The following is a 26,771-nucleotide window of genomic DNA, read 5'->3' on the forward strand; positions in this document are numbered from 1 at the left end:
GACTCCTTTTTAATGTGTGGTAGGATGGAGAGATAATTAAAGGAATGAGGTTGTACCGTGGGAAGTAATGTAAGGCAAAAGATTGACGCTCTGTTGAAGCAACGAATTTTACTGATTGATGGTGGCATGGGTACCATGATTCAGGATTATAAATTGGAAGAGCAAGACTATCGTGGTGAGCGCTTTGCTGATTGGCATAGTGATTTAAAAGGTAACAACGACCTTTTGGTACTTACACAACCTAAGCTTATCAAAGATATCCATATGGAATATTTGGAAGCCGGTGCTGATATCCTCGAGACCAATACCTTTAACTCTACAACCATCGCTATGGCCGACTACGATATGGAAAGCCTTAGCGAAGAAATTAACTTTACAGCTGCAAAATTAGCTCGTGAAGCGGCAGACGAATGGACGGCAAAGACCCCAGACAAACCCCGTTTCGTAGCGGGTGTGTTAGGTCCAACTAACCGAACGTGTTCTATCTCCCCAGACGTTAATGATCCGGGCTATCGTAATGTTAGCTTTGATGAGCTTGTTGAAGCTTACTCCGAATCGACACGAGCACTTATCAAAGGCGGCTCAGATCTTATTCTTATCGAGACTATCTTCGACACGTTAAATGCAAAAGCATGTTCTTTTGCGGTTGAATCTGTTTTTGAAGAGGTAGGCATCACGCTTCCTGTGATGATCTCCGGTACCATTACTGACGCTTCAGGTCGTACGCTTTCAGGGCAGACAACAGAAGCCTTCTACAACGCCCTTCGTCATGTTAAACCTATCTCATTTGGATTGAACTGTGCATTGGGCCCTGACGAACTGCGAGAGTACGTTGGTGAGATGTCTCGTATCTCAGAATGTAACGTTTCCGCCCACCCTAACGCGGGTTTACCTAATGCGTTCGGTGAGTATGACCTTTCCCCTGAAGATATGGCTGAACACGTTAAGGAATGGGCCGAGAGTGGCTTCTTGAACCTAATTGGTGGTTGTTGTGGTACGACGCCAGAACATATACGTCACATGGCTGAGGCCGTTGAAGGCGTAACTCCACGTCAATTACCTGATTTGCCTGTGTCTTGCCGTTTATCTGGCTTAGAACCATTAACGATTGCCAAAGAATCTCTATTTGTGAACGTCGGTGAACGTACTAACGTTACCGGCTCTGCTCGATTTAAGCGATTGATTAAAGAAGAGCTCTACGACGAAGCTTTGAGTGTTGCTCGAGAGCAAGTTGAGAACGGCGCTCAGATCATCGATATCAACATGGATGAAGGGATGCTAGACGCTGAGGCGTGTATGGTTAAATTCCTTAATCTATGTGCGTCTGAGCCAGAGATCTCGAAAGTACCAGTCATGGTCGACTCTTCAAAATGGGAAGTTATCGAAGCGGGTCTGAAATGTATTCAGGGTAAAGGCATCGTTAACTCTATCTCATTGAAGGAAGGGAAAGAAAAGTTTGTCGAGCAAGCTAAACTGGTTCGTCGTTATGGCGCAGCAGTCATCGTGATGGCGTTCGATGAACTAGGGCAGGCTGATACTCGAGAGCGTAAAGTCGAGATTTGTACTAATGCCTACAATATTCTTGTTGATGAAGTAGGTTTCCCGCCAGAAGATATTATTTTTGACCCGAACATTTTCGCAGTAGCTACTGGTATTGATGAGCATAACAACTATGCGGTCGATTTCATTGAAGCAGTAGGAGATATCAAACGCGATCTCCCTCATGCGATGATCTCTGGTGGTGTATCTAATGTTTCGTTCTCATTCCGAGGCAATAACTACGTTCGTGAGGCAATCCACGCAGTATTCCTATACCACTGTTTTAAAAACGGTATGGATATGGGCATCGTAAATGCTGGGCAGTTAGAGATTTACGATAATGTGCCTGAGGATTTGCGTGAAGCCGTTGAAGATGTAGTTCTAAACCGCCGAGACGACTCAACAGAGCGATTACTCGATATCGCGACTGAATATCTAGAGCGTGCAGTTGGCAAAGTTGAAGATAAATCGGCGTTAGAGTGGCGCACCTGGCCAGTAGAAAAGCGCTTAGAGCACTCTTTGGTGAAAGGCATTACTGATTTCATCGTTGAAGATACCGAGGAAGCTCGTGTTAATGCCTCTCGCCCTATCGAGGTGATTGAAGGTCCATTAATGGATGGCATGAACGTAGTTGGTGACCTCTTTGGTGAAGGTAAGATGTTCCTTCCTCAAGTGGTGAAATCTGCCCGTGTTATGAAGCAGGCGGTAGCCCATCTAGAGCCATTTATTAATGCAACCAAAGACGTTGGTGCAACTAACGGAAAAATCTTACTGGCGACCGTAAAAGGCGATGTTCATGATATTGGTAAAAACATTGTTGGCGTTGTCTTGCAGTGTAATAACTACGAAATTATCGATCTGGGCGTGATGGTTTCATGTGAAAAAATCCTTAAGGTCGCTAAGGAAGAGAACGTCGACATTATTGGTCTTTCCGGGCTGATTACTCCTTCTCTTGATGAAATGGTACATGTTGCCAAAGAGATGGAGAGACAAGGCTTTAAACTGCCTCTTCTGATCGGTGGAGCAACCACATCTAAAGCGCATACAGCCGTTAAGATTGAGCAGAACTACTCTGAACCTGTGGTCTACGTAAACAATGCCTCACGTGCTGTTGGTGTGTGTACTTCTCTACTCTCTAACGAACTGAAACCTGCATTTGTTGAGAAGTTGGATATTGATTACGATCGCGTTCGTGATCAACACAACCGTAAAAAGCCGCGCACTAAGCCAGTCTCGCTAGAGAGAGCGCGTGCCAATAAAGTTGCTATCGATTGGAATGCGTATACTCCCCCTGCACCCGCTAAACCGGGAGTACACATCTTCAAGGACTTTGATGTGGCTACTTTACGTCAGTACATCGACTGGACCCCGTTCTTTATGACATGGTCATTAGTTGGAAAGTACCCAGCAATTCTCAATCATGAAGAAGTGGGCGAGGAAGCGAAACGCTTATTCAAAGATGCGAATGATTTGTTGGATCGAGTGCAGAAAGAGAAGCTACTTGAAGCTCGCGGGATGTGTGCGATGTTCCCAGCAAACAGTGTTGGCGATGATATTGAAGTGTATACCGATGAATCGCGTACTGAAGTGTTAAAGGTTCTGCACAACCTTCGTCAACAAACCGAAAAGCCCAAAGGATTTAACTACTGTTTGTCAGATTACATTGCGCCAAAAGACAGTGGTAAAGCGGATTGGATTGGTGGTTTTGCAGTAACGGGTGGTATTGGTGAGCGAGAGCTGGCTGATGAATACAAAGCCAATGGTGATGACTACAACGCGATCATGATTCAGGCGGTTGCAGACCGATTGGCTGAAGCGTTCGCTGAATACTTGCATAAAGAAGTGAGAAAGGACATTTGGGGCTACTCACCTGATGAGAATTTGTCTAACGACGATTTGATTCGCGAGAAGTACCAAGGTATTCGTCCAGCCCCGGGTTACCCTGCTTGTCCAGAGCATACAGAGAAAGGCACGTTGTGGGAGTTGATGGACGTTGAAAAAGCAATCGACATGTCACTAACCACGAGCTACGCAATGTGGCCAGGTGCCTCAGTGTCTGGTATGTATTTCTCACATCCTGATGCCCGATACTTTGCGATTGCACAGATTCAACAGGATCAAGTGGATAACTATGCCGACCGTAAAGGTTGGGATATGTTGGAAGCTGAGAAGTGGTTAGGTCCAAACATTAACTAGTTTGAATCTATGACGGGCTTTGATTCGTAAAAATAAGAGGGTTGCTTAAGAGCAACCCTTTTTGTATCTGTCGTTTGGTGATTTTAACTAATCGAGCAACCGTCGTTTTATTCAAACAGCTCTTGATGCAGTTTTTGAATCGCTAACTTGGAGACAGATTCATCAAGCAAGAAGCACAGGTTGTGTGGGCTCGCTCCGTAACAAATCATACGTAGGTTGAAGTCTTCAAGCGTGCCGAATACTTGCTTCGCATAGCCTTTGCTTTCACTCATGTTGTTGCCAATAAGAGCAACAAGGCATAGGTCGTGCTCAATATCTACGGAACACAACTCTTCAAGCTCAAGGCGAGCGGCTTCAGGTAACTCAGGAGCACCACCAGAGGTATCTGTTTGATCGAGAGTCAGTGATACACTGATCTCTGAGGTAGTGATAAGATCGACAGAGATCTTATGTTTAGCAAGGATCTCGAACACTTTTGCGAGGAAGCCATAAGCATGGAACATATTAGCGCTGCGTAGCGTAACCATGGTTTGGTTGCAGCGTAGGGCAAGCGCTCTGAACAGAGGGGAGCTTTCAACTTGTTGACGAATCCATGTGCCACCGAGCTCTGGTGCTTTTGATGAGCCGACAAATACCGGGATTTGATGGCGTAGTGCCGGGACTAGAGTCGAAGGGTGTAATATCTTCGCGCCAAAGTTTGCCATTTCCGATGCTTCGCTAAAGCTGATCTCTGGGATAGGAGATGCTTTCGATGCGATACGTGGATCCGTGGTGTAGATGCCCGGAACATCAGTCCAGATTTCTAAACCAATCGCTTGTACAGATTCTGCAATCAGTGCCGCTGAGTAATCACTACCACCACGACCTAACGTTGTGGTGTTACCTTCGCTATCGGCGCCGATAAAGCCTTGGGTAACGACAACTTGCTGTTGGCATAGTGGAATCAATTTCTGTTGAGCTAAGGCTGCAATATCTTTTAACAGTGGTTCAGCTTTGCCGAAGTCACCATTGGTGCGCATCACTTCTCTGATATCAAAACGGACAGCGGGTGTGCCACGCTCGCGAATGATTTGAGCGAGGATATGTGTCGACATTAGTTCGCCACATGCCACTAGGTGATCGGTGAGTTTAGTACTGGCTTGGAATGATGCCGCTTCGGCTGCACTCGCAATGTCATCGAGAATGCAGTGCACATCTTTTTCAATGCTAATTGGGTCAGCTAGCTGATCAAGAATCGCGTTATGAATGTCAGTCAATAGCGTCAATAATTCCTGACGACGAGTTTTGTCTTGGACACCATTCGCTAGTTCAACCAGCAAGTTGGTGACGCCTGAGCACGCGCTGCTCACAACCAGTTTCGTATTCGAGTTATTTTCAATAATGGCAGCACAACGGGTCATTGCTTCAAAGTTGGCAACACTTGTTCCACCAAACTTAGCGACATTAAAAGAACCAGCTACATTAGATGCACTCACGATATATCTCCCACGACTTCCTAAAATAAAATTACGGTTGGGTAATCCAACGTCCGATGTTTTTCGAAGAGAGTATTTAGAGCAAAAAGAGAGGAATTATTAGAATAGTAACCTCAGAAGCTCTTCACCATATAGAAATGGCGACAGTTGCCGGGATTCAGCCCGCTCAACCGATAATAAAGGTCCTGCATCCTTTTATTATCTCGGCACTGCTCCCCCTTGATGCTTTGTATTGGAAATGCGGTTCCACAAAACATCTGCCTGGGCAGTGCTCCTCTTCTGCTAGATAGCCATTTCATTGAACGTGTTTGCGGTAACAATGTCAATCCGTAACTGGAGATATTTAAAAAATAATTTTAACAATTATGTGACACTGGTGTGACCTCAATACTTTTAGCTAATTGATGACGGTATCGATTTGCTTTAGGGTGGATTGTTCACAACATTAACGTAAGGGATGTACATGTCTAATTTAACACTCACTACTGCTATCGAGAGCTTTTATCCGCCACACCGAACGTTAATGGGGCCGGGGCCTTCAGACATTTCTCCTCAAGTTTTACAGGCCTTAAGCCGTCCTACTATTGGTCACCTCGACCCGTTATTTATCGCGATGATGGATGAACTGAAACAACTTCTTAAGTATGCATTCCAAACAGAGAATGAATTCACTATTGCTGTTTCTGCGCCCGGCAGTGCAGGTATGGAAACCTGTTTTGTTAACTTGATTGAGCCCGGTGAGAAGGTGATTGTTTGTCGCAATGGCGTTTTTGGTGAGCGTATGCGAGAGAATGTTGTGCGTTGTGGTGGTGAAGCGATCCTTGTTGATGACGAGTGGGGCAAGCCCGTTTCCGTTGAAAAGGTAGAAAAAGCATTGGCAGAAAACCCTGATGCTGTTGCTGTCGCTTTTGTGCATGCAGAGACGTCTACTGGAGCGTTATCGGATGCTCAAGCGATTTCAGCAGTGGCTCGTCAGTCTGATGCGTTGTCGATTGTTGATGCGGTGACATCACTAGGTGGTGTGCCATTGTTGGTTGATGAATGGCAGCTCGATGCGGTTTATTCTGGCAGTCAAAAATGTCTATCTTGCGTTCCTGGACTGTCTCCAGTGACTTTCTCTCAACGAGCGGTTGAGAAGATGAAGGCGCGTCAAACGCCGGTACAAAGCTGGTTCCTAGATCAAAGCTTAGTACTGGGTTACTGGAGTGGAGAAGGCAAGCGTAGCTACCACCATACGGCACCCGTGAATAGCCTGTATGCTTTGCATGAGTCGTTGGTTTTATTGAAAAATGAAGGCCTGGATAATGCGTGGTCACGTCACCATGCGATGCACCAAGAGCTTAAAGAAGGTGTAGAAGCACTAGGATTAAAGTTTGTGGTTGATGAAGAGAGTCGTCTTCCGCAGCTCAATGCGCTTTATTTCCCTGAAGGAATCGATGAAGCCAAAATCAGAACACAACTTCTAGAAGAATATAACCTTGAAATTGGCGCGGGACTTGGTTCTTTGGCTGGCAAGGCTTGGCGTATTGGTTTAATGGGTTATGGCGCTCGAAAAGAGAATGTCGCTTTGTGCTTAAAAGCGTTGCAAGACGTTTTAAAATAGCGGTAATAAACTCAAGTTCAAAAGAAAAGCGCACGAGAGATCGTGCGCTTTTTTGTGTCTAGACTAAACGTCAATATGGTGAATTAACTCTAGATTTCTTGGCGTCATTTAGCAGAAGAAATGTTATTTTCAGCTTCTGATATTTTCTTATATTGAACCTTGGAAAAGTCTCTATTTGGGAACAAGAAGCTCGCTTCACTACGAATTTGTTCTGCTTTACTGTGATCGCCCAATCCTTGATATGCAAGAATCAGGTTGCTGTAGAAAGCAGGCCTTGGCTTTCGTTTTATGATCTCTAACGACCAATCTATATAAGGTTGGATCAAGCTAGGATCAGCTTTGTAGAGGCCGATATTTAGATAGGTGCTGTATACGTCCCAATCATAGCGATCTTTCCAGACTACAGGATTTGTTACCTGCTTAAGAATATCCGGGTTTCTGGGTTTAGAAAGTTCAAATTGAGTCAGGACATAATTGGTGTGTAAGGCACTCAACATATAAAAACTGACCAAGATAGGGACGACTAAGCTCGATACTCTAAATAGGGTTTTACTGATGATACTAAACGGCTGTTGGTAGTGACGAGAAGCTCGTTGATCGACCCAGTAAATCAAAATGATAAAGGTTATCCAGTGAATCGCCGAGTGGTAAAAAGGATACTCAAGCTGAGAATGTAAGAGTATCGGTATAAATAGTGCGAGCAGTGCTAGACGTGTTCCCTTCGCTGAGCTTGCTATACGTGACATGACTAAGAACGCAGCAAGCAAGATCCCGATGATTGGTACTATTCCTCCCTCAACCCCCCAAAACAAGAACTCATTGTGTGGGTGATCCATTGAAGGAAGGCCGGGATGATAATTTGAGTTAAGTTGATGTTGGCGAGCCGTGTATAGCGTGTATTCGGATTCGAATTTTCCGTAGCCATAACCTGTAAATGGCTTTTCGATCATCATATCGAGCGCTTGTGGGAAGGTATAAGCTCGTGGGCTTTCTAAGTTAGCCCTTTTACTGGCGAGGCTATCAGTTGTACTGAGACTGATTACCGAAAAAGCGACCACGATACCGACTACCACTGATGCGCACCATCCGTAGAAGCGTTTCTTGGTCGAGAATTTGTATAGATAAGGCAGAATGCAAACAAACCCAATGACGGCAGCCAACCATCCGGTACGTGATGCGATGATGATCAGCAAAGGTACGGTTAAGGTCGGGGTTAGGTATAGTAAGAACGACTCGCTAATTTTGTGATTATATTTAGCGGGCTGTCTCGCTAAAAGATACGCTGAAAGCACAAAACCAGTAGCTAAAAAGCTAGCCATAACATTCGGTTGTTGGAATATCCCATAAGGTCGATTAGCCGCAGTGTTGTAACCAAATAGATTGCCGGGTTCCAGTAAGAAATATTGCACGTAACCAAAGAGTGCTTGTATAACCACAGCAAGCACAATGAACCACAACATGCGTTGCTTGTGTTTATTGCTGAACTTAAATTGCTGAAGTACGACGAATAAAGCGAAGCCCGCCCACAATCCCAGTAGTCGACCAGATGCGGCTTGAGGAAAGGCGTTACTGTAGAGCGTGGGTAGCGTAAGTATCACGCAACTGATCAGCAAACCAACGGTTAACTTGGAATATTTGAGTACTCGGTTAGTCGCGAGTTGGTAGAAGCCAATTGCTAACGTAAAGCTAAGAGCTAACCAAGTGGTTGGGTTAAACGATAACGCAAGGCCTGAGCCTCCAGGATTCGGCATGAAAAAATGCATGGCTAACAAGAATACAACAGCTAAAGAAGCCAGAAATGCTTTATTGAGTGGTAGCTGAGTTACCTGATTTTCTAGTTGGGTACCGCTAGTGTGTATTGTTGCCATAAATCCCTAACCTTATAAAAACAGAGCTTGTTCCTTTTGAAACAAGCTCTGTTACTTTAACATTTTTCTGTCTGCTCGCAGGGCGCTATTTTACACCTACTTCAAATTTAACATAGGCTTAAGGAAGCGAGCAGTGTGTGAACCTTCGACTAACGCCACATCTTCAGGTGTACCTTCTGCAACAATCTCACCGCCCCCTTGGCCACCTTCAGGACCAAGGTCTAAGATCCAGTCTGCTGTTTTGACGACATCGAGGTTGTGCTCAATCACGACAACCGTATTACCGTGATCACGCAGCCTATGTAATACCGTCAATAGCTGCTGGATATCGTGGAAATGAAGACCTGTTGTTGGTTCATCAAGAATGTATAAGGTTTTTCCCGTGTCTCGTTTAGACAATTCACGCGCTAATTTAACACGCTGCGCTTCACCACCAGATAAGGTTGTCGCTGCTTGTCCGAGGCGAATGTAAGAAAGGCCAACATCCATCAATGTTTGCAGCTTACGAGCGATAACAGGAACAGGGTTGAAGTATTCTCGAGCATCTTCCACTGTCATCTCTAGAACTTCGTCAATGGTTTTGCCTTTGTAGCGAACTTCTAAAGTTTCACGGTTATAACGCTTACCTTTACACACATCACACGGCACATACACATCTGGCAAGAAGTGCATCTCTACTTTGATGACACCGTCTCCCTGACACGCTTCACAGCGACCACCACGAACGTTAAAACTGAATCGACCTGGCTTGTAGCCACGAGATCGTGATTCTTGGGTACCGGCAAATAACTCACGAATTGGCGTGAAAATACCAGTGTAGGTTGCAGGGTTTGATCTAGGGGTGCGACCGATAGGGCTTTGATCAATATCGATCACTTTGTCGAAATGCTCTAAGCCTTTTATCTTTTTGTGCTGCGCCGGAACTGCGGTTGTAGCACCGTTTAATTGAGTGTGGGCAACTTTAAAGAAGGTGTCATTGATTAGTGTAGATTTACCTGACCCCGATACCCCCGTAATACAGCTGAACAAGCCTACAGGGATCGTCGCAGTGACATTCTTTAGGTTGTTCCCCGTTGCGCCAACGATCTCGACGACCTTTTTCTTGTCGATAGGCGTTCTTTGTTTTGGTATCGCAATTTCTTTGGCGCCACTCAGGTATTGCCCGGTTAAAGAATTCGGGTTTTCGATGATGTCTTGCATGGTGCCTTCTGCGACCACGTGTCCACCATGCACACCCGCACCTGGGCCGATATCGATAACATGGTCAGCACAACGGATTGCGTCTTCATCATGTTCAACAACAAGCACGGTATTTCCTAAGTCTCTGAGGTGAACCAAAGTTTGCAGTAGACGTTCATTATCACGCTGGTGGAGGCCAATTGATGGTTCATCGAGTACATACATAACACCCACTAAACCAGCACCAATTTGACTTGCGAGACGAATCCGTTGCGCTTCACCACCAGACAGTGTTTCCGCACTGCGTGATAAATTAAGGTAATTCAAACCAACGTTCACCAAGAAATGCAGACGGTCATTGATCTCTTTCATTACTTTATCAGCGATCTGACCACGCTGACCGCTGAGCGATAAGTTTTGGAAAAACTCGAGTGCATCAGCAATGCTGAGCTCAACGATTTCGGGCAGTGTGGTATCGCCAATGAAGACATTTCGAGCTTCTAATCTTAAACGCGTGCCATTACAGCTAGAACACGACTTTGTTGATATGTACTTGGCAAGATCTTCACGCACCGCGCTAGATTCAGTATCGCGGTAACGGCGCTCCAGCGTATTTAAAATACCTTCAAATGGGTGACGTTTGACTCGAATATCACCACGATCATTGATGTATTTGAATTCCACTTCAGTACGCCCTGATCCTTTAAGAATGATCTCTTGAGTCTTTTTAGGTAGAGAGTTGAATGGCACATACAGATCAAAACCATAATGGTCTGATAGCGACGTTAGCATCTGAAAATAGTAATAATTCTTCTGATCCCAGCCTTTTATCGCACCTTCTGCAATGCTTAGGTTCTCATCTAAAATCACTCGACTTGGATCAAAATATTGTTGAACACCAAGTCCATCACAAGTACCACATGCACCTGCAGGATTGTTGAATGAGAATAGGCGCGGCTCAAGTTCTTGCATGCTGTAGCCACACTTTGGACAAGCAAAGTTAGCTGAGAACACGATCTCTTCTTGTTCGGTGTCATCCATCCAACCGACAACAGCGATACCACCAGATAGCTCTAATGTGGTCTCGAATGACTCGGCTAAACGTTGTTGAAGATCAGGACGAACCTTGAATCTGTCTACCACGACTTCAATGGTGTGCTTTTTGTGCAGTTCCAATGTGGGTGGATCGGACAGATCACAGGTCTCGCCATCAATACGAGCTCGGATAAAGCCTTGCGCAGCTAGGTTTTCCAGTGTCTTTACATGCTCACCTTTACGTTCTTTGACGATTGGTGCCATCAGCATCATCTTTGAGCCTTCAGGCAGTTCTAATACCTTGTCGACCATTTGGCTGATGGTTTGCGCCGCTAGAGGGATATTGTGATCAGGACAGCGTGGCTCGCCGACTCGCGCGTAAAGTAGTCTTAGGTAATCATAGACCTCAGTGATGGTACCGACGGTTGAGCGAGGGTTGTGAGAGGTCGACTTTTGTTCTATCGAGATGGCTGGAGATAAACCTTCGATATGGTCGACATCGGGTTTTTCCATAAGAGATAGAAATTGACGGGCGTAGGCCGACAAAGACTCAACATAACGACGTTGACCTTCCGCATAGAGAGTATCAAACGCAAGTGACGACTTTCCTGAACCTGATAAACCAGTGATAACCGTCAGCTTATCACGGGGTATGGTTAGGTTAATGTCTTTGAGGTTATGCGTACGAGCGCCTCTAATTTCTATTTTATCCATCTCAATAGACCATGTAATTTTAAGTGGCTAAAGTATTACATAGAGTGAGATTTGTGCAAAGTTTTACTGGATAAAAAAACAGTAAACAAAAAAAGGCGACTCTTTTGAGTCACCCTTGGAATCATTTAATGTGCTGTTAACCAACCGCTAATTGCTGTTAACTCAATAGCTAAATAGCTAAATAGCTAAACCGATCAATAGCTAAACAGCGAGTAAGCCAAAATTAGCGATTAAGCTTCTTTTGTTGTTGAGTGCTTACCTAGCTCGATTTGTTGCTGATCTTTTTTGTATAGGTTTTCAAAGCAGTAATTTGTTGCTTCGATATAGCCTTCAACACTACCGCAGTCAAAACGTTGACCTTTAAATTTGTAAGCCAATACACAACCTGCTTTTGCTTGTTTTAGCAATGCATCAGTGATTTGGATTTCGCCGCCTTTGCCTGGTTCAGTCTGTTCGATAAGCTCAAAGATATCTGGAGTCAGAATGTAACGGCCAATGATTGCTAGGTTGCTTGGCGCAGTGCCTGGTTCTGGCTTTTCTACCATGTCATCAACACGGAAAAGATCATCTTTAATCATTTCGCCAGAGATAACACCGTATTTGTGAGTCTCTTCCTCTGGAACTTCTTGGACTGCCACAATTGAACAGCGGAACTGTTTGTATAGTGCAACCATTTGAGCCAGTACGCCTTGCTGTTCGTTAACACAAAGGTCATCAGCAAGCACTACTGCAAAAGGTTCATCACCCACAAGTTCGCGACCCGTCAAGATAGCGTGGCCAAGGCCTTTCATTTCACGTTGACGAATGTACGTGAAGTTTGCTGCTTCAATCGTCTCACGGATATTGATCAGTAAATCTTCTTTATTGGTGCCGCTGATCTGGTGCTCAAGCTCGTAGTTCTTATCAAAGTGGTCCATCAATGAGTGCTTACCACGGCCAGTCACGATGCACATGCCGTCCATACCGGCTTCGATCGCCTCTTCAACGCCGTATTCAATCAGAGGTTTGTTTACGACAGGCATCATTTCTTTCGGCATTGACTTAGTTGCAGGTAAAAAACGTGTACCGTAGCCAGCTGCCGGGAAAAGGCACTTTTTGATCATGGTAAGACCCTTTATCTATAATAATTATGGATTCAACCTGAATGGTTGATATTTCTGAGGGCAACTCTAGCATAAGTGATGTCGAAAATTCAGCAACAATCCGTATGGTTCACTAGAGCTTTCCTCAAAATTATCGTTAGTTTAAGAGGCTGATCAATTATGCAAGCAAGTTCTGGTTTGCCCATGCAATAGCTTGGACTCTATTCTTAACGGCTAACTTACGAAATATTTGATAAAGATGAGATTTGACGGTGAATTCGCTAATAAACAAGTCATCGGCTATTTGCGTGTTTGATGAGCCTGATTGAAGGCAGCGAATCACTTGCAGCTCTCTAATAGTTAAGTCGACATTGGTTGGGGTGGTATTGGTGCTCACGATATTTCGATAGTAGAACAACAATTGGCTTGCCACTTTTCTAGGTAGCCAATTGTCTCCATTGATCACCTCTTCAAGCCCCTTCGCTATTTTGGCTTTCTCTTCAGAGTTGTAAAAGAGACCTTTTAATACGCCAAACGTAATCAACTCCGATGTGGGAAGAGCTTTGGGGACGTTGAATAGAATGATCTCATGATTTTTCCACATCACAGGTAGATTTGGATGAAGGTTGATTAATCGAGGCACCTCTTTGTAATCAACCAGTAAAATTCGGTTGCTCTGCTTGCGATCAAATAACATCAAATCGTCCGGTGTCATTTTGTAGAGAATAATAGATAAGTGTTTTTCTATCTCTTTTACATGTAGATAGGTGTCGTTTGGAACGATGCAAATAAAATGCAAAGTGCGAGCATATCGAGATTTTCTCATTGAAACTCCTTGTTGAACTGGGATGAGATTTCACGTTGTCATGCATGCTTTCGCTTCTCTAGCGCCTTAATGGTGACTTGCGTTGAATATCAATTATCAAAGTAAATGAGAGGTTTGTAAGTGGAGAAAAAAGCAACATCGCTCTGAATATCATGATTTGTTACGTTTTTATTCTTTGTAGTGAGGCGAGAATAGGAATGCGATTTATCACTGCAGAAAAGCATGCTATTCTTGTGCGCTAAAATTTTCTGAGACTATGAATTTAGACGGAGCAAATCATGGCTAGCCGTGGAGTTAACAAAGTTATATTAGTGGGTAACCTAGGTAATGACCCTGAAATTCGTTACATGCCCAATGGCGGTGCAGTAGCGAACATTACCATTGCAACGTCAGAGTCATGGCGTGATAAAGCAACTGGCGAACAGCGTGAAAAAACAGAATGGCACCGTGTTGCTCTGTTTGGCAAGCTGGCGGAAGTTGCAGGTGAGTACCTACGTAAAGGTTCTCAAGTTTACATTGAAGGTCAACTTCAAACGCGTAAATGGCAAGATCAAAGCGGTCAAGATCGCTACACAACAGAAGTCGTTGTTCAAGGCTTCAACGGTGTAATGCAAATGCTTGGCGGTCGTGCTCAAGGCGGTGCTCCTGCTCAAGGTGGTATGGGTAACAACCAACAGCAAGGTAGTTGGGGTCAGCCACAGCAGCCACAGCAGCAGCAACAAGCACAACAACAATACAGTGCTCCAGCTCAACAACAGCCGAAAGCACCTCAACAAGCTCCTCAGCAGGCTCAACCTCAATATAATGAGCCGCCAATGGATTTTGATGATGACATCCCATTTTAAGCCCTGTTTTTAATATATTATAAAGACAGTATTAAATTGGAAAAAGCCGCGTTTATCGCGGCTTTTTGTTACCTAGAATTCTTAACGCTTTATTTACAACGTCAATTTATAGTATAAGTAGCAATACGGTATAATGTGAGTTGAAAAGGATTTCGTTATTCATGAGATATACCCCGACACTAAAATTGAGCACTCGATTGGTCGCATTTGTCACTGTGATAGTGATCAGTGCGATGTTCATTCTTTTTATTGGTGGCACACTTTCCTTTAAGCGTATCGGACAGGAATATTTAGACCATTATTTGGTTGGTATTGTCGACGTTGTAGATAAAGAGATGGAAGATCCTGACGCTGCGTATTCGATGCAGCGTTGGATGCCTAAGATGTTGCAGGCGAGCAATATTGTTGAGATGAAACTCTCGAACCAGACTGGTATCGTTTATCGCTTCAAAGATACCTCCCCACAAATTGATCCCAATCGTCTTTATGAAAGAAGCTTTATTCTAGAGCGCAATGAAGGTTATCGAATCGAGTTTAAAGCATTGCCTCCTTATATTGGTTATAGCTACTCAATGGAAGCAATGTGGTCAATTACTTTGGCAGTTGCATTGATCCTTTTCTGTCTGGCTCGTGGTGTTCGTTGGTTGAAGGAACAGTTGATGGGTTCTGAGATCTTGGAAGAGCGAGGAAGAATGATCCTCGCAGGGCAAGTTGAGGCTCATGCAAAGGGAGATGAACTTGAATGGCCATACACGGCAAGTGAAGCCTTGGATGTCTTGATCGAAGAGCTGCAAGATGCTCGTCAAGAAAGAAGCCGCTTCGATACCTTTATTCGTACCCATACCTTCCTAGACAAACTCACAGGCACGGCAAACCGAGTCTTATTCGATAACAAGCTTGAATCGGCTTTGCATGAAAGCGGTGCTCGAGGTGGTGTGTTACTGATACGTATCGACGAATGGGAGCAAGTTCGTGATGCTAATGACAAGCAAGTTACTGACGGCTTTATTATCGAAGTTGGCGAAGTATTGTCGAATATTGTTCAACGCTATCCAGATGTTATTTTTTCTCGCTATTACGATGCTGATTTTGCCGTATTTATTCCGCATCAGGGGGCTAAAGATATTGCTACCTTGGCGGCTCAGTGTTTAAGGCAGTTAGACAAGCTAACCCCGCCGGAACCTTTAGATTCTGATAATTGGTGCCATATTGGCGTAACCATGTATACCGAAGGTGAGCGTCACAGTCAGATCATGGATGAAACGGAAACAGCATTAAAGAGTGCCCAGCTGGAGCGTATTAATAACTGGAGCCGTTACCCTAAGCAGAATACAAATGAGTTGGATAGAGGCAGTGTTCGTTGGAGAACATTATTGGATAAAGCGCTGCTTCCTGAAAATTTAGTAATCTTTGCTCAGCGATGTTATCTTATGCCGGAATCTGGTCAAGCTAATGAATTACATAGAGAAATATTCACTAGAATTCAGGATCCTGATAAAGGTTTATTGAAATCTTCTCGATTTATGCCTGCGGTAGAGCAAGTGGGTTATCAAGCTCAAATGGACCAATCGGTGCTAAAGGTTTTGTTGAAATCGCTGAAAGAGTCAACTCAGCCTCTCAACTATTCGGTGAATCTGAATGTTACTCCATTTGCGAATAAACAGCATTTTAAGTGGTTTAGAAGTGAGTTGTTACAGCTCTCTGCTCAGCACCGCTCTCAGCTTGCGTTTGAGTTTCCAGAAGGGCACTTGATTGCCCATCTTGATTATATGAGACCGGTGGCAAAGATGCTGCGAGGTTTAGGGTGTAAAGTTGTGGTTGGCCAAGCTGGACGAACCATTGTTAGCACTCACTATATAAAAGACTTAAAGGTCAATTACATTAAGCTTCATCGAAGCTTAATAAAGAAAATCGATCAAAGGCATGAAAACCAACTGTTTGTCCGAAGCTTAATTGGGGCATGCGGTGACTCTCCAACTCAAGTTATTGCTGTTGGAGTCGAGACAAAACAAGAAAAGAACACCTTGATAGAGTTAGGCATTAACGGCTATCAAGGGAGATATTTCGACGAAGAACAACAAATTATCCCTTTGCCTAATCAAGTTGAAAAGGTCGCGAAAGCGGAATCTGTTGTGAAAGTTGGACGAAGAAATCGATGGCGTAAGAGTAGTAGTTAACAATGAATTTTAAAGCGATTTTAGACAAGATAAAGCCAACTAATAATAAAGGCAGCTCTCAAGTTGTCATGTTAGGCAACGATGCCATTTATATTTCATCGACAGAACAAGAACCTCAAGTAACTAGCATTCCCGTGGTTAATGGGGACTGGGAGAGTGCGCTAAAAAAATCGCTTAGCAGTGAGGCGTTTACTAGTAATAGCCTCCAGCTGATTGTCTGTGCTAACTACTACCAAACCTACCAAATTGATAAACCGGATATTCCAGAGAGTGAATGGTCGGTTGCCCTGCCTTTTTTACTCAAAGATCTTGTATCTGAAAGAGTGACCGAAATTATTGCAAGTGCGGTCGCGTTACCGACGTCGAATAAGCTGCAAGTGTATGTTCTACCTAAAAAGCTGTTAGACAAGCTTTTGAATATTGCTTATTCGGTTCAGGTTGAATTAATAGGTGTTGCTCCTGAAGATGAAATCTGGGGTTACAGTGCTGGCGAACTGTCTAATTTTATCCTTTTACAGCGCAGCGCCAATTCACACTTTAAGCTGGGTGCGTTTGTTGAAAATACCGTTTGCTTTCAAAGAACCATCCGTAGTGTTGTTCCACCTTTAACGGGTGTTGCATCAAGCGCTCTGCAGTTAGATGGCCTTGCTCTAGAACTCCAACGCTCGATTGATTACCTTTCTTCTCAAATTAAAGGTACTCAACTTCATCAGTTGAAAATCTGCTGTGATGAGGAAGATGAGTCTGAGTTACAAGGCGCGTTAAATAACACATTGAGTTCGACCGTTTCTCTGCTCGTTGAAGGTGAGCGTGATAATTCAGAGAGTTTGTTGGTTAAGCTTGCGGCTGAAAAAGAGGCTTTTAATGTCAATCTTTACCCTGAACATCTCAAGCCTAAGAAAGAATATTTTACGCTGACGAATGTTGTTGCGAGCTGGGGGCTCGTTTGTGTGCTGCTACTTGGTGGTTACTCTGTAATGCAGTATCAAGCTTCTAATCTAGATAAAACCCTAACAGCTTTGCAACATGACTCGAACCAGCTTAACAAGCAAGTTAACCAATTGAATAGTAAGTTAACTCAGCATAAACCGTCTCCAGAGAAAGTGGCGGCAGTTGCGCGTCTCAAACGTGAGACTCAGGCTAAAAAAGAGGCTTTGAAGGCGGTAGGACAATACGACGAATCACAACAAGTCGGGTATTCTGGCGTCATGAATTCCTTAGCTAAATTAGGCCGAAATGACATCTCTCTTTCGCACATCTACATGACTCACGATACTTTAGATCTTAGTGGCTTTGCTCGTAACGCAAATGTGGTTCCTAACTGGATTGGTCAGTTTAAAAGTGAGCTTAATTTAGTTGGACGTGCTTTTGAAAAACTAAAAATTGGGCGCAATGATCAGGATGTGGTGACGTTTGAGCTAAGTACTCGCAGGGAGAGTAAATAATGCAGCAGTGGAACCAGCTCAGCGATAAGTTTCTTGCATTAAGTCAGAGAGAAAAATGGCTACTTTTCGTGTGTGGTTTTGTTGGCCTATCGATGTTGTTGTTCACCTTGTTGGTTGAGCCAGCGTATCTCGATTTACAGGCTAAAAATGCTAAGACGATGAATCTGACTCAGGCAAACCAGAGACAGCAAGGTGAGTTGCTCGTTCTTCAAGCTAAGTTAAACAAAGACCCAGACAAAGATATTAATCGAGAGTACAAAAAACTGCTGGTGGAGAGCCAAGATCTGTCACTTCAGCTTTCCCAGATTGTCGATGGACTGATCACTCCTTCTCAAATGTCTCAACTATTGGAGAGTGTTCTTAATGCCGGAAATGGACTTAAGCTAGAATCGCTAGAGTCGTTAAAACCAGAAGCAATTTCGAATAATCAAGAGACCAGTGAATATTCAGGCTACTTTCTTCACCCTGTAAGAATGGAATTAACGGGCAGTTACTTTGATATTTCCGCTTATCTTCAAGCGCTTGAGTCTCTTCCTGTCAGTTATTACTGGCGCACATTTCAGTATTCGGTCGAAGAATACCCTAAAGCTCGACTGGTGTTTGAGGTTTACACACTAGGTACTAGACAGGAGTTTATCGGTGGTTAGAACTCTTTTGTTGTCATTACTTTTTAGTAGCCAAATGGCTTGGGCCGAACAGGATCCTACGGCGCCATTAGGCTGGTTGACGCCACAACAAAAAACAACGTCAGCTAAAAAGGCGCCAACTCGTTATCGCTTACCTTCTCTAGAAAGCATTGTGTGCAAAGGCGATACACCTTGCTATGCCATTATGAATGGTCAGATTCTCGGTCAAGGAGAAATGATCAGAGGGTACCGAGTTAAGAACATAGATCCAGAATACGTCACTCTGCAGAGAAGCTCTAAGCAGTGGAAATTAGAGATGTTCTCTTTAGATGTTAAGAATAATTAAGGTTAGAGTGAAGACATGCGTAAACTTGTAGTAGCAATCCTAGTGTCATCTTTAGTCGGCTGTTCGATGGGACATAGAGATCCCGTTGAGATCAAAGAGTCTTTAAACGAATCAATTAATGAAGCGAATAGCAAAGCGCTTCGTGATCTTCCTTCGTCAGTACAAGATGATCTGATGCCTCAGCTTAATTCGGATGCGATGTCTCCGGGTATGGAAACCGTTAAGCGTTTTCGTATTCAAGCTAAAGGTGTTGAAGCGAGGACCTTTTTTGCTAGCTTGGTAAAAGGCACTGAATACAGCACGGCTATTCACCCAAGCGTTGCCGGGAAGCTGACTTTAAACCTGACAGATGTGACGTTAGACGAAGTGTTGGCTGTTGCTCAGGATATGTATGGCTACGATATAGAAAAACGCGGCAAAGTTATTCAGATTTACCCTGCTGGTCTACGCACAGTGACGATCCCAGTTGATTACTTACAAGTGAAGCGTTCAGGTCGTTCATTGACGACCATCACCACCGGAACGATCACGACTTCTGACTCGAATTCATCGAGCTCTTCAAGCTCGAACTCAAACTCGTCAAATTCATCCAACTCTTCTAACTCATCGAATTCTACATCGAACGGCGGTACAGAGATTGAAACGACCTCTGAAAGTGATTTCTGGCCACAGCTTGAAGCGGCAGTTGCTCACCTCATTGGTTCTGGTGATGGGCAAAGTGTAGTGGTAACGCCACAAGCCAGTGTGATTACGGTTCGTGCTTACCCTGACGAAATTCGTGAGGTTCGAGAGTTCTTAGGCATTTCTCAGAAGCGTTTGCAGCGCCAAGTTATCTTGGAAGCCAAAATCATGGAAGTGACCTTAAGTGATGGCTATCAACAAGGCATCAACTGGACCAAGATGTTCTCGTCGAATGGTACTAACTATACGATAGGTATGGGCTCTATTGTTAAAGATGCCGCTGGTGCGATTATCCCAAGTACATTGCCAGGCATGGACCCAATCGGCGCTGCTTTAGGTGGTCAATCTAACCTTGTTGTTTCTGGTGGTAGCTTTGAGGCGGTATTGAGTTTCATGGGTACACAGGGTGACTTGAACGTCCTATCTAGCCCAAGGGTGACTGCTGCGAATAACCAAAAAGCAGTGATAAAAGTGGGTACCGACGAATACTACGTAACTGATTTATCAAGTGCAGTTGGTAGTGGTGATAACGCGAATGTGGCCCCTGAGGTTGAGTTAACCCCATTCTTCTCTGGTATTTCTCTGGATGTGACCCCTCAGATCGATGATAAAGGCAGTGTGTTTTTGCATGTTCATCCTGCCGTTATTGAGGTTGCAGAAGAGGTGAAAGAGCTTAACCTTGGTTCAACTACAGGTATTGTTTCACTTCCATTGGCAAAAAGCTCTATTCGTGAATCTGACTCAGTGATTCGTGCGCAAGATGGTGATGTTGTGGTGATTGGTGGATTAATGAAGTCAAACACCAGTGATATCACGTCGAAAGTACCATTCCTTGGCGATATCCCAGCACTCGGTCATTTGTTCCGTAATACCAGTCAGTTGACGCAAAAAACTGAGTTAGTGATCTTACTAAAACCAACGATTGTTGGCGTGAATACTTGGCAAACTGAGTTAGAACGCTCTAGAGATCTGCTGCAGCAGTGGTTCCCTGATGAAGAGTAATCGCTTATTTTCTCAATGTAGATTGGCAGCATCTAACTAAGCTAGGTCACTTATGTATCAAGCTCACTTTGGTTTTGAACAACTGCCATTTACTTTAACGCCGAATACCGATTTATTTTATGGTTTAGCGCCTCATTTCGAAGCGATTCAAACGGTGATCTCGGCGTTAGAAATGGGCGAGGGCGTGATTAAGGTCACCGGAGAGGTTGGTACTGGAAAAACCATGGTTTGTCGGATGTTGGTCAATCACCTAAATGATTGTACAGCTCTTATTTACCTACCAAACCCTATGCTCTCTGGTGCTGATTTACGCCAAGCCGTTGCTAAAGAGCTGGGTTTGACTATCGATAATGAAGCAACCTTAGTTGATAACATTCAGCATAAGCTCATTGAGTTACACAACTCAGGTTTAAGAGTGGTAGCGATTCTTGATGAGGCTCAAGCTCTATCGGATGAAGCTCTCGAAACATTAAGGTTGTTCGGTAACCTTGAAACTGAAGATAAAAAACTGCTGCAAATTGTTTTATTAGGTCAGCCTGAGTTGGATGCTCGATTAGAGGCTTATCACCTTAGGCAGTTTCGTCAAAGAATCACGTTTAGTTCAACACTGAGGCCGCTGACTCTCGATGAAACGGTGGCGTATATTGATAATCGGATTGTTAAATCTGGTGGTAATCCTAGATTGTTCAGTTTGAATCAAAAAAAGGCGATTTGTCGCTCCTCGTTAGGTATTCCAAGATTGATAAATCAACTATGCCATAAGGCTCTTTTGCTCTCGTTCAGTGAAGATAAGAAAAGTATCGACAATCAGCACCTGTTTTCAGCCATGCATGAAACTTACGATGTATGTAAGCCTAAATTTAAAACGCCAATACTGTGGGGTTGGAATTAATTATGAGCGTCATAAATAACGCCTTGTCTGAATTGGCAAAGAAAAAGTCAGCGACGTCGATTGAAGCGGCAGTGGTGCCTAAAGTGAAAACACGCTCCCCATTGGTTTGGTTAGTGACAGGTTTCACTTTGAGCTTAGCGATGGGCGGTTGGGCAATATCACAAGGCCCAGCCGTTGAACATTCAATCTCAACTCGAGGTGCTCAAGTCCAGGTCTCTGTCGTAGAGAGTTCTGGAGAAATGCAGGATGTTGTCACTCAAACACTCTCATCGCCAACCAAGAAATTAGTGACGCTAGATTTAACGCCCCATTCAGCAGAAAACACAGTAGCGGCCAATAACGTTCAAGCTAAGCCAACGACAAGGTCGAGTACTTCTAAAACGACAACCCCTAACGTTACGCCTAAACCGTTAAGCACGGCTAAAGCGACTAATACTGACATTCCAAAGCCGATTTACGTTGCTAGCGTGGCAAAAAAAGATCCGGATCCTATCTCTAATGAGAAAGAATCTTCTGACAGTTCAGAAAATAGCGAAATGTTGATTGAGCAGGTAGAGCTAACGCCTGAGCAATTATCAGTAAATGCACAAGGGCGAGCTCAGAAGGCACTTGATGCGAATGATCTTACTGGTGCTTTGAAAGGTTACACCGAAGCCTTGCGTTATACGCCACGAAATGAAGAGGTTCGTCAGAAACTCGCGATTCTCTATTTTGGCAAGGGTGACACTCGCAAAGCCTACGAGCTGTTTCAATCTGGTATCAAACTTAATATCAACAGCGAAAAGCTACGGTTGGGTTTATCTAAACTGCTGGTTAAAGCTAACCAAGCAGAAGCAGCTTTAAGCCCGTTAATCCACATGCCACCAAATCCTACTCAAGATTATTTGGCAATGCGTGCTGCATTGAGTCAAAAATCTCAGCAAGAAGACATCGCGCTCGAGAGTTACCAAAAGTTAGTCGAGGTTGATTCAGATAATGCTCGCTGGTGGCTTGGCCTTGCGATTCAACAAGAGCGTCAACTTGATTTTTCTGCTGCAAAAGAGTCATACCAAGGTGCCTTAACCAGAGTTGGAATCTCATCTCAATCGCAAAACTTTGTGCGTGACCGCTTAAACATAATCAAAGCTTTAGAGGAGAGTGGCGATGCAAATTAGATTAAGAAAAAGGCTAGGTGATTTGCTCGTCGAAGAGGGAATCATCACTGAGGCCCAAGTTGAACAAGCTCTTGCTGCTCAAAAAAGTACCGGTCGTAAGCTGGGTGATGCGCTGATTGAACTTGGTTTCTTATCAGAACAACAGATGTTGAGTTTCTTGTCCCAGCAACTCGCTATTCCTCTCATTGATTTAAGTCGAGCGGTTGTTGATGTTGAAGCGGTGCAGCTTTTACCTGAAGTACATGCTCGTCGCCTTCGTGCATTGGTTATTGGGCGCCAAGGCGATACGTTACGTGTAGCCATGAGTGATCCTGCGGATCTGTTTGCTCAGGAATCATTACTTGGGCAACTAGGTGACTACGCGCTTGAGTTCGTTGTCGCTCAAGAAAGACAATTAGTGGATGGCTTTGATCGCTATTACCGCCGAACCAAAGAAATTGCGTCTTTCGCCGAGCAGCTTCATGCCGAACACCAAGTCAATGACGCCTTTGATTTTGATATTGCTGGTGAAGACAGTGACGAAGTGACGGTTGTTAAGCTGATCAACTCGTTATTTGAAGATGCAATCCAAGTCGGTGCATCTGATATTCATATTGAGCCAGATTCAAACGTATTGCGTCTTCGTCAGCGTATTGATGGCGTGCTGCATGAAACACTGCTGAATGAAGTCAATATTGCCTCTGCACTCGTACTGCGCTTGAAGTTAATGGCAAACCTCGATATCTCAGAGAAGCGTCTTCCTCAAGATGGTCGTTTTAACATTCGAGCCAAAGGCCAGTCGGTCGATATTCGTATGTCGACCATGCCAGTTCAGCATGGTGAGTCTGTGGTGATGCGTTTGCTTAACCAATCAGCAGGCTTACGTAAGCTAGAAGCGTCGGGTATTCCCAATGATCTTCTTGTTCGTCTTCGCCAACAATTACGCCGTCCTCATGGAATGATCTTGGTTACTGGCCCGACGGGTTCTGGTAAAACGACAACCTTATATGGTGCGCTAAGCGAATTAAACGAGCCGGGCAAAAAGATCATTACCGCGGAAGACCCGGTGGAATACCGCCTCCCTCGAGTGAACCAAGTTCAGGTAAACCCTAAGATCAATCTCGATTTCTCTACTATCCTCAGAACTTTCCTTCGTCAGGATCCCGATATTATCCTTATTGGTGAGATGCGCGACCACGAAACCGTTGAGATTGGCTTGAGAGCCGCACTGACAGGTCACTTAGTCTTAAGTACGCTGCATACCAACGATGCAGTAGACAGTGCGTTACGTATGATGGACATGGGTGCTCCCGGTTATCTCGTGGCAAGTGCCGTGAGAGCGGTGGTGGCACAGCGATTAGTTCGTAAAGTGTGTACTGATTGTAAGGTTGAGGATGAATTGGATGAACCTCGTAAGCAGTGGTTGAGCGTACGTTTCCCTAATCAAGTGGCTGTGCCATTCATGAAAGGTCGTGGTTGCCAGAACTGTAACCTAACCGGTTATCGCGGGCGTATTGGTGTATTTGAAATGTTGGAGCTAGAGCAAGACATGATGGATGCCCTCAGAGCGAATGACGCGGTTGGCTTTGCTCAAACGGCAAGGCGGTCTAAAAACTACAAACCGTTGTTGGCTTCTGCGATGGAGTTAGCTTTGCAAGGTGTCGTGAGCCTCGATGAGATAATGCACCTTGGTGAAGGCGATGCTTCCGGTGCCACAGATCCAATTTATCTGTAGGGGTAGAGTGATATGCCAACGTATCGTTATGTAGGTCGCAGTTCTGATGGCAGCCAGGTTACGGGTCAGTTAGAGGCGAATAACGAAGATCTTGCCGCAGAAAGTTTGATGAGTAAGGGAATTATTCCCACCTCAATCAAGCTGGGTAAAAGTGGTGGTTCAGTCTTGGATATGGATGTATCTAGCCTGTTTTCACCCAATGTTCCGCTTGAAGTCTTGGTTCTGTTTTGTCGACAGTTATACAGCCTAACCAAGGCAGGCGTACCACTATTAAGGTCGATGAAAGGCCTGACTCAAAACTGTGAAAATAAGCAGCTGAAAGCAGCGCTAGAAGAAGTGGTTGCTGAGCTAACCAATGGCCGTGGATTAGCAGCATCGATGCAGATGCATCCCAAGGTATTTAGCCCGTTGTTTGTCTCAATGATTGGGGTTGGTGAAAATACCGGTCGTTTAGACCAAGCTTTGCTGCAATTGGCTGGATACTATGAGCAAGAAGTAGAGACTCGCAAACGAATCAAGACTGCGATGCGTTATCCAACCTTTGTGATCAGCTTTATTTTGGTCGCGATGTTCATTCTCAATATTAAGGTTATTCCACAGTTCTCTAGTATGTTTGCGCGCTTTGGTGTCGACCTGCCGCTCCCAACTCGTATCTTAATTGGTATGTCGGAGTTCTTTGTTAATTACTGGGGCTTAATGCTCGCGGTTATCTTTGGTCTTATTTTTGCTTTCAAAGCATGGGTTAAGACAGACAAAGGATTGGAGAAGTGGGACAGGTTACGCTTAAAAATACCCGTGATTGGTGGGGTAGTGAATCGAGCGCTACTTTCGCGTTTTTCACGCACATTCGCCTTGATGCTAAAAGCCGGTGTACCACTGAACCAATCACTGTCGTTGTCTGCGGAAGCGTTGGATAACCGATTCCTTGAGTTGAGAGTACAAGCTATGAAAGCCGCAATAGAAGCCGGTAGTACGGTTTCTTCAACAGCGATCAATAGCGAAATTTTCACCCCACTGGTGATACAAATGATTTCGGTGGGTGAAGAAACCGGCCGTATTGATGAGCTGCTACTTGAGGTATCCGATTTTTATGATCGAGAAGTCGATTATGACTTAAAGACCTTAACCGCAAGGATCGAACCTATTTTATTGGTGGTTGTGGCTGGTATGGTGCTGATCTTAGCTCTGGGTATTTTCCTACCTATGTGGGGAATGCTGGATGCAATCAAAGGCTAGGGAATGCTAAATAACCTACAACGCTCACGTTTTGTTATTTGGAGTGTCGTTATTCTTTTTCTTATTGTGGGGGTGCTCTCTGCCTTTAAAACGGTAGAAGAAGAAGCGACTAACACGGCATTGATCGTTGCGAGCAAGAGAATTTTAGAGCAAGCAAACCTGTTCAAACAACAGTATTTGTTATCGGGTGCTGAGCAAGATAATGACTCGGAACATCCTAAAAGTTATAGCCGAACAGGCTGGATAATGCCGATTCAAGGAGATGAGCGAGACTGTCATTATTGGCTTGAGGAATTATACCCTCAAGAGAGCATTTTAGGGCTCAGTTCACCGAGTGTTGAAGATAAAAGTGATAACATACAGTTTCATTGTCGTTATCATTATAGTGATAAGTATCAGATAGATATATTGCTCAAAAAAGAAAGATTTAGTGTGAAAGCCAATATTTTGGCTTTGTGAAAATATTGACAGTTTTTCTGTGGTTTTATACGTGTGCAAATGTATAATGCGCGTTAGCAATTAGATGAGTAGGTAGAAAATGCTTAAAAATCAAAAGGGTTTCTCCCTAGTCGAGTTGGTTATAGTGATTGTTGTCGTTGGTTTATTGGCGGTCGCTGCTTTACCTCGTTTCTTAGATGTGACGGATGCAGCCAAGAAATCAAGTATTGAAGGTGTCGCTGGTGGTTTTGCAACCGCCGTTTTGTCGGCAAGAGCACAGTGGGAAGCAGAAGCTAGGCCGTCAGAGAATATAGGTGTTGAAACATATAATACTGTAAATTATGATGGTGTTGATTTTTGGTTAACAAGATCAAAGAACAGTAACAATGTCGATACCGATTTTAGAGATGGCTACCCATGGACTCTGAACAACGACTCGAGCACGGCACCACAAGATATTTCAGATGAAACCTGTTCTGAGTTGATGGAAAATTTACTGCAGAACCCACCTAAAGTTGGTGCGGTTTCAGATGTTGCTAGCGACTCAAATTACAAATATTCAGCGCAAGCGAATTCAGGTGATGCAACGTGTACTTACATTCAATTAGAAGGTAATACCGAGCACCAATTTGTTTACGAAATTAAAACTGGTCGTGTGACCGTAACTTTGCAGTAAGTCTGCGTAAAATTAAACATAG

Annotated in this window: 19 protein-coding genes and 1 riboswitch; of the genes, 14 read left to right on the forward strand and 5 right to left on the reverse strand. The window is 44.2% G+C overall.

Going from position 1 to position 26,771, the window contains the following annotated elements; all coding sequences use genetic code 11:
- The first annotated feature begins 57 nt into the window (after nucleotides 1-57).
- On the forward strand, nucleotides 58-3,735 hold the full coding sequence (metH, locus tag AC3CID_RS01550) for a methionine synthase (protein ID WP_488526856.1): 3,678 nt from the start codon (nucleotides 58-60) through the stop codon (nucleotides 3,733-3,735).
- Between the two features lie 107 nt (nucleotides 3,736-3,842).
- On the opposite strand, the gene lysC is transcribed toward metH, so the two are convergent.
- Complete coding sequence (lysC, locus tag AC3CID_RS01555) at nucleotides 3,843-5,210, reverse strand: lysine-sensitive aspartokinase 3 (protein WP_488526857.1); 1,368 nt, start codon at nucleotides 5,208-5,210, stop codon at nucleotides 3,843-3,845.
- Nucleotides 5,211-5,319: 109 nt separating this feature from the next.
- A riboswitch (Lysine riboswitch) is annotated at nucleotides 5,320-5,497 on the reverse strand.
- A gap of 176 nt (nucleotides 5,498-5,673) precedes the next feature.
- On the opposite strand from lysC, the gene AC3CID_RS01560 reads away from it, so the two are divergent.
- Nucleotides 5,674-6,813, forward strand: coding sequence for a pyridoxal-phosphate-dependent aminotransferase family protein (locus tag AC3CID_RS01560; RefSeq protein WP_488526858.1), 1,140 nt, complete (start codon nucleotides 5,674-5,676; stop codon nucleotides 6,811-6,813).
- A gap of 104 nt (nucleotides 6,814-6,917) precedes the next feature.
- On the opposite strand, the gene AC3CID_RS01565 is transcribed toward AC3CID_RS01560, so the two are convergent.
- The 4 genes from AC3CID_RS01565 to AC3CID_RS01580 form a co-directional block, all read right to left on the reverse strand.
- Nucleotides 6,918-8,681: a PglL family O-oligosaccharyltransferase gene (locus AC3CID_RS01565; protein WP_488526859.1), complete on the reverse strand. Its 1,764-nt coding sequence runs from the start codon at nucleotides 8,679-8,681 to the stop codon at nucleotides 6,918-6,920.
- Nucleotides 8,682-8,777: 96 nt separating this feature from the next.
- Nucleotides 8,778-11,609: an excinuclease ABC subunit UvrA gene (gene uvrA, locus AC3CID_RS01570; protein ID WP_488526860.1), complete on the reverse strand. Its 2,832-nt coding sequence runs from the start codon at nucleotides 11,607-11,609 to the stop codon at nucleotides 8,778-8,780.
- 230 nt (nucleotides 11,610-11,839) lie between these two features.
- Nucleotides 11,840-12,712: a UTP--glucose-1-phosphate uridylyltransferase GalU gene (galU, locus tag AC3CID_RS01575; RefSeq protein ID WP_065606690.1), complete on the reverse strand. Its 873-nt coding sequence runs from the start codon at nucleotides 12,710-12,712 to the stop codon at nucleotides 11,840-11,842.
- A 157-nt stretch (nucleotides 12,713-12,869) separates the two neighbouring features.
- Nucleotides 12,870-13,517 carry a LuxR C-terminal-related transcriptional regulator gene (locus AC3CID_RS01580; protein ID WP_488526861.1) on the reverse strand — a complete coding sequence of 216 codons (648 nt, stop codon included), beginning with the start codon at nucleotides 13,515-13,517 and terminating at the stop codon, nucleotides 12,870-12,872.
- Between the two features lie 278 nt (nucleotides 13,518-13,795).
- On the opposite strand from AC3CID_RS01580, the gene AC3CID_RS01585 reads away from it, so the two are divergent.
- The 12 genes from AC3CID_RS01585 to AC3CID_RS01640 all read left to right on the forward strand — a co-directional run bounded on the left by AC3CID_RS01585 (nucleotide 13,796) and on the right by AC3CID_RS01640 (nucleotide 26,749).
- Nucleotides 13,796-14,362, forward strand: coding sequence for a single-stranded DNA-binding protein (locus tag AC3CID_RS01585; protein ID WP_017078845.1), 567 nt, complete (start codon nucleotides 13,796-13,798; stop codon nucleotides 14,360-14,362).
- Nucleotides 14,363-14,523: 161 nt separating this feature from the next.
- On the forward strand, nucleotides 14,524-16,539 hold the full coding sequence (gene csrD / locus AC3CID_RS01590; protein ID WP_108118203.1) for an RNase E specificity factor CsrD: 2,016 nt from the start codon (nucleotides 14,524-14,526) through the stop codon (nucleotides 16,537-16,539).
- Nucleotides 16,540-16,541: 2 nt separating this feature from the next.
- The gene (locus AC3CID_RS01595; protein WP_488526862.1) at nucleotides 16,542-17,984 is read left to right on the forward strand and encodes an MSHA biogenesis protein MshI; all 1,443 of its coding nucleotides are present in this window, start codon (nucleotides 16,542-16,544) and stop codon (nucleotides 17,982-17,984) included.
- On the forward strand, nucleotides 17,984-18,631 hold the full coding sequence (locus tag AC3CID_RS01600) for a type IV pilus inner membrane component PilO (protein ID WP_004735949.1): 648 nt from the start codon (nucleotides 17,984-17,986) through the stop codon (nucleotides 18,629-18,631). Before AC3CID_RS01595 ends, AC3CID_RS01600 begins: the two co-directional genes overlap by 1 nt.
- A complete protein-coding gene (locus AC3CID_RS01605) occupies nucleotides 18,624-18,956 on the forward strand; it encodes an MSHA biogenesis protein MshK (protein ID WP_488526863.1) in 333 nt (110 codons plus the stop codon). The genes AC3CID_RS01600 and AC3CID_RS01605 overlap by 8 nt, the downstream gene beginning before the upstream one ends.
- Nucleotides 18,957-18,971: 15 nt before the next feature.
- Nucleotides 18,972-20,639, forward strand: coding sequence for a pilus (MSHA type) biogenesis protein MshL (mshL, locus tag AC3CID_RS01610; RefSeq protein ID WP_488526864.1), 1,668 nt, complete (start codon nucleotides 18,972-18,974; stop codon nucleotides 20,637-20,639).
- Between the two features lie 52 nt (nucleotides 20,640-20,691).
- Nucleotides 20,692-21,531 carry an ExeA family protein gene (locus tag AC3CID_RS01615; protein WP_428783951.1) on the forward strand — a complete coding sequence of 280 codons (840 nt, stop codon included), beginning with the start codon at nucleotides 20,692-20,694 and terminating at the stop codon, nucleotides 21,529-21,531.
- A 2-nt stretch (nucleotides 21,532-21,533) separates the two neighbouring features.
- Entirely contained in the window at nucleotides 21,534-22,685 is a 1,152-nt protein-coding gene (locus AC3CID_RS01620) for a tetratricopeptide repeat protein (protein WP_488526865.1), read from the forward strand.
- Nucleotides 22,675-24,399: an MSHA fimbrial ATPase MshE gene (gene mshE, locus AC3CID_RS01625; protein ID WP_065207164.1), complete on the forward strand. Its 1,725-nt coding sequence runs from the start codon at nucleotides 22,675-22,677 to the stop codon at nucleotides 24,397-24,399. Before AC3CID_RS01620 ends, mshE begins: the two co-directional genes overlap by 11 nt.
- Before the next feature lie 12 nt (nucleotides 24,400-24,411).
- A complete protein-coding gene (locus AC3CID_RS01630; RefSeq protein WP_065207165.1) occupies nucleotides 24,412-25,635 on the forward strand; it encodes a type II secretion system F family protein in 1,224 nt (407 codons plus the stop codon).
- Nucleotides 25,636-25,638: 3 nt separating this feature from the next.
- Nucleotides 25,639-26,094: an MSHA biogenesis protein MshF gene (locus AC3CID_RS01635; protein WP_102454299.1), complete on the forward strand. Its 456-nt coding sequence runs from the start codon at nucleotides 25,639-25,641 to the stop codon at nucleotides 26,092-26,094.
- 79 nt (nucleotides 26,095-26,173) lie between these two features.
- The gene (locus AC3CID_RS01640) at nucleotides 26,174-26,749 is read left to right on the forward strand and encodes a prepilin-type N-terminal cleavage/methylation domain-containing protein (RefSeq protein WP_017096097.1); all 576 of its coding nucleotides are present in this window, start codon (nucleotides 26,174-26,176) and stop codon (nucleotides 26,747-26,749) included.
- Nucleotides 26,750-26,771: the final 22 nt, after the last annotated feature.

The organism is Vibrio sp. QJM3NY_21 (assembly GCF_057785975.1).

Coding starts and splice junctions, on each gene's coding strand:
- mshE (WP_065207164.1), top strand. CDS start 22,675: ATGCAAATTAGATTAAGAAAAAGGCTAGGTGATTTGCTCGTCGAAGAG.
- AC3CID_RS01560 (WP_488526858.1), top strand. CDS start 5,674: ATGTCTAATTTAACACTCACTACTGCTATCGAGAGCTTTTATCCGCCA.
- mshL (WP_488526864.1), top strand. CDS start 18,972: ATGCGTAAACTTGTAGTAGCAATCCTAGTGTCATCTTTAGTCGGCTGT.
- AC3CID_RS01630 (WP_065207165.1), top strand. CDS start 24,412: ATGCCAACGTATCGTTATGTAGGTCGCAGTTCTGATGGCAGCCAGGTT.
- AC3CID_RS01640 (WP_017096097.1), top strand. CDS start 26,174: ATGCTTAAAAATCAAAAGGGTTTCTCCCTAGTCGAGTTGGTTATAGTG.
- AC3CID_RS01595 (WP_488526862.1), top strand. CDS start 16,542: ATGAATTTTAAAGCGATTTTAGACAAGATAAAGCCAACTAATAATAAA.
- galU (WP_065606690.1), bottom strand. CDS start 12,712: ATGATCAAAAAGTGCCTTTTCCCGGCAGCTGGCTACGGTACACGTTTT.
- AC3CID_RS01585 (WP_017078845.1), top strand. CDS start 13,796: ATGGCTAGCCGTGGAGTTAACAAAGTTATATTAGTGGGTAACCTAGGT.
- AC3CID_RS01635 (WP_102454299.1), top strand. CDS start 25,639: ATGCTAAATAACCTACAACGCTCACGTTTTGTTATTTGGAGTGTCGTT.
- AC3CID_RS01615 (WP_428783951.1), top strand. CDS start 20,692: ATGTATCAAGCTCACTTTGGTTTTGAACAACTGCCATTTACTTTAACG.
- AC3CID_RS01600 (WP_004735949.1), top strand. CDS start 17,984: ATGCAGCAGTGGAACCAGCTCAGCGATAAGTTTCTTGCATTAAGTCAG.
- uvrA (WP_488526860.1), bottom strand. CDS start 11,609: ATGGATAAAATAGAAATTAGAGGCGCTCGTACGCATAACCTCAAAGAC.
- csrD (WP_108118203.1), top strand. CDS start 14,524: ATGAGATATACCCCGACACTAAAATTGAGCACTCGATTGGTCGCATTT.
- AC3CID_RS01580 (WP_488526861.1), bottom strand. CDS start 13,517: ATGAGAAAATCTCGATATGCTCGCACTTTGCATTTTATTTGCATCGTT.
- AC3CID_RS01565 (WP_488526859.1), bottom strand. CDS start 8,681: ATGGCAACAATACACACTAGCGGTACCCAACTAGAAAATCAGGTAACT.
- AC3CID_RS01620 (WP_488526865.1), top strand. CDS start 21,534: ATGAGCGTCATAAATAACGCCTTGTCTGAATTGGCAAAGAAAAAGTCA.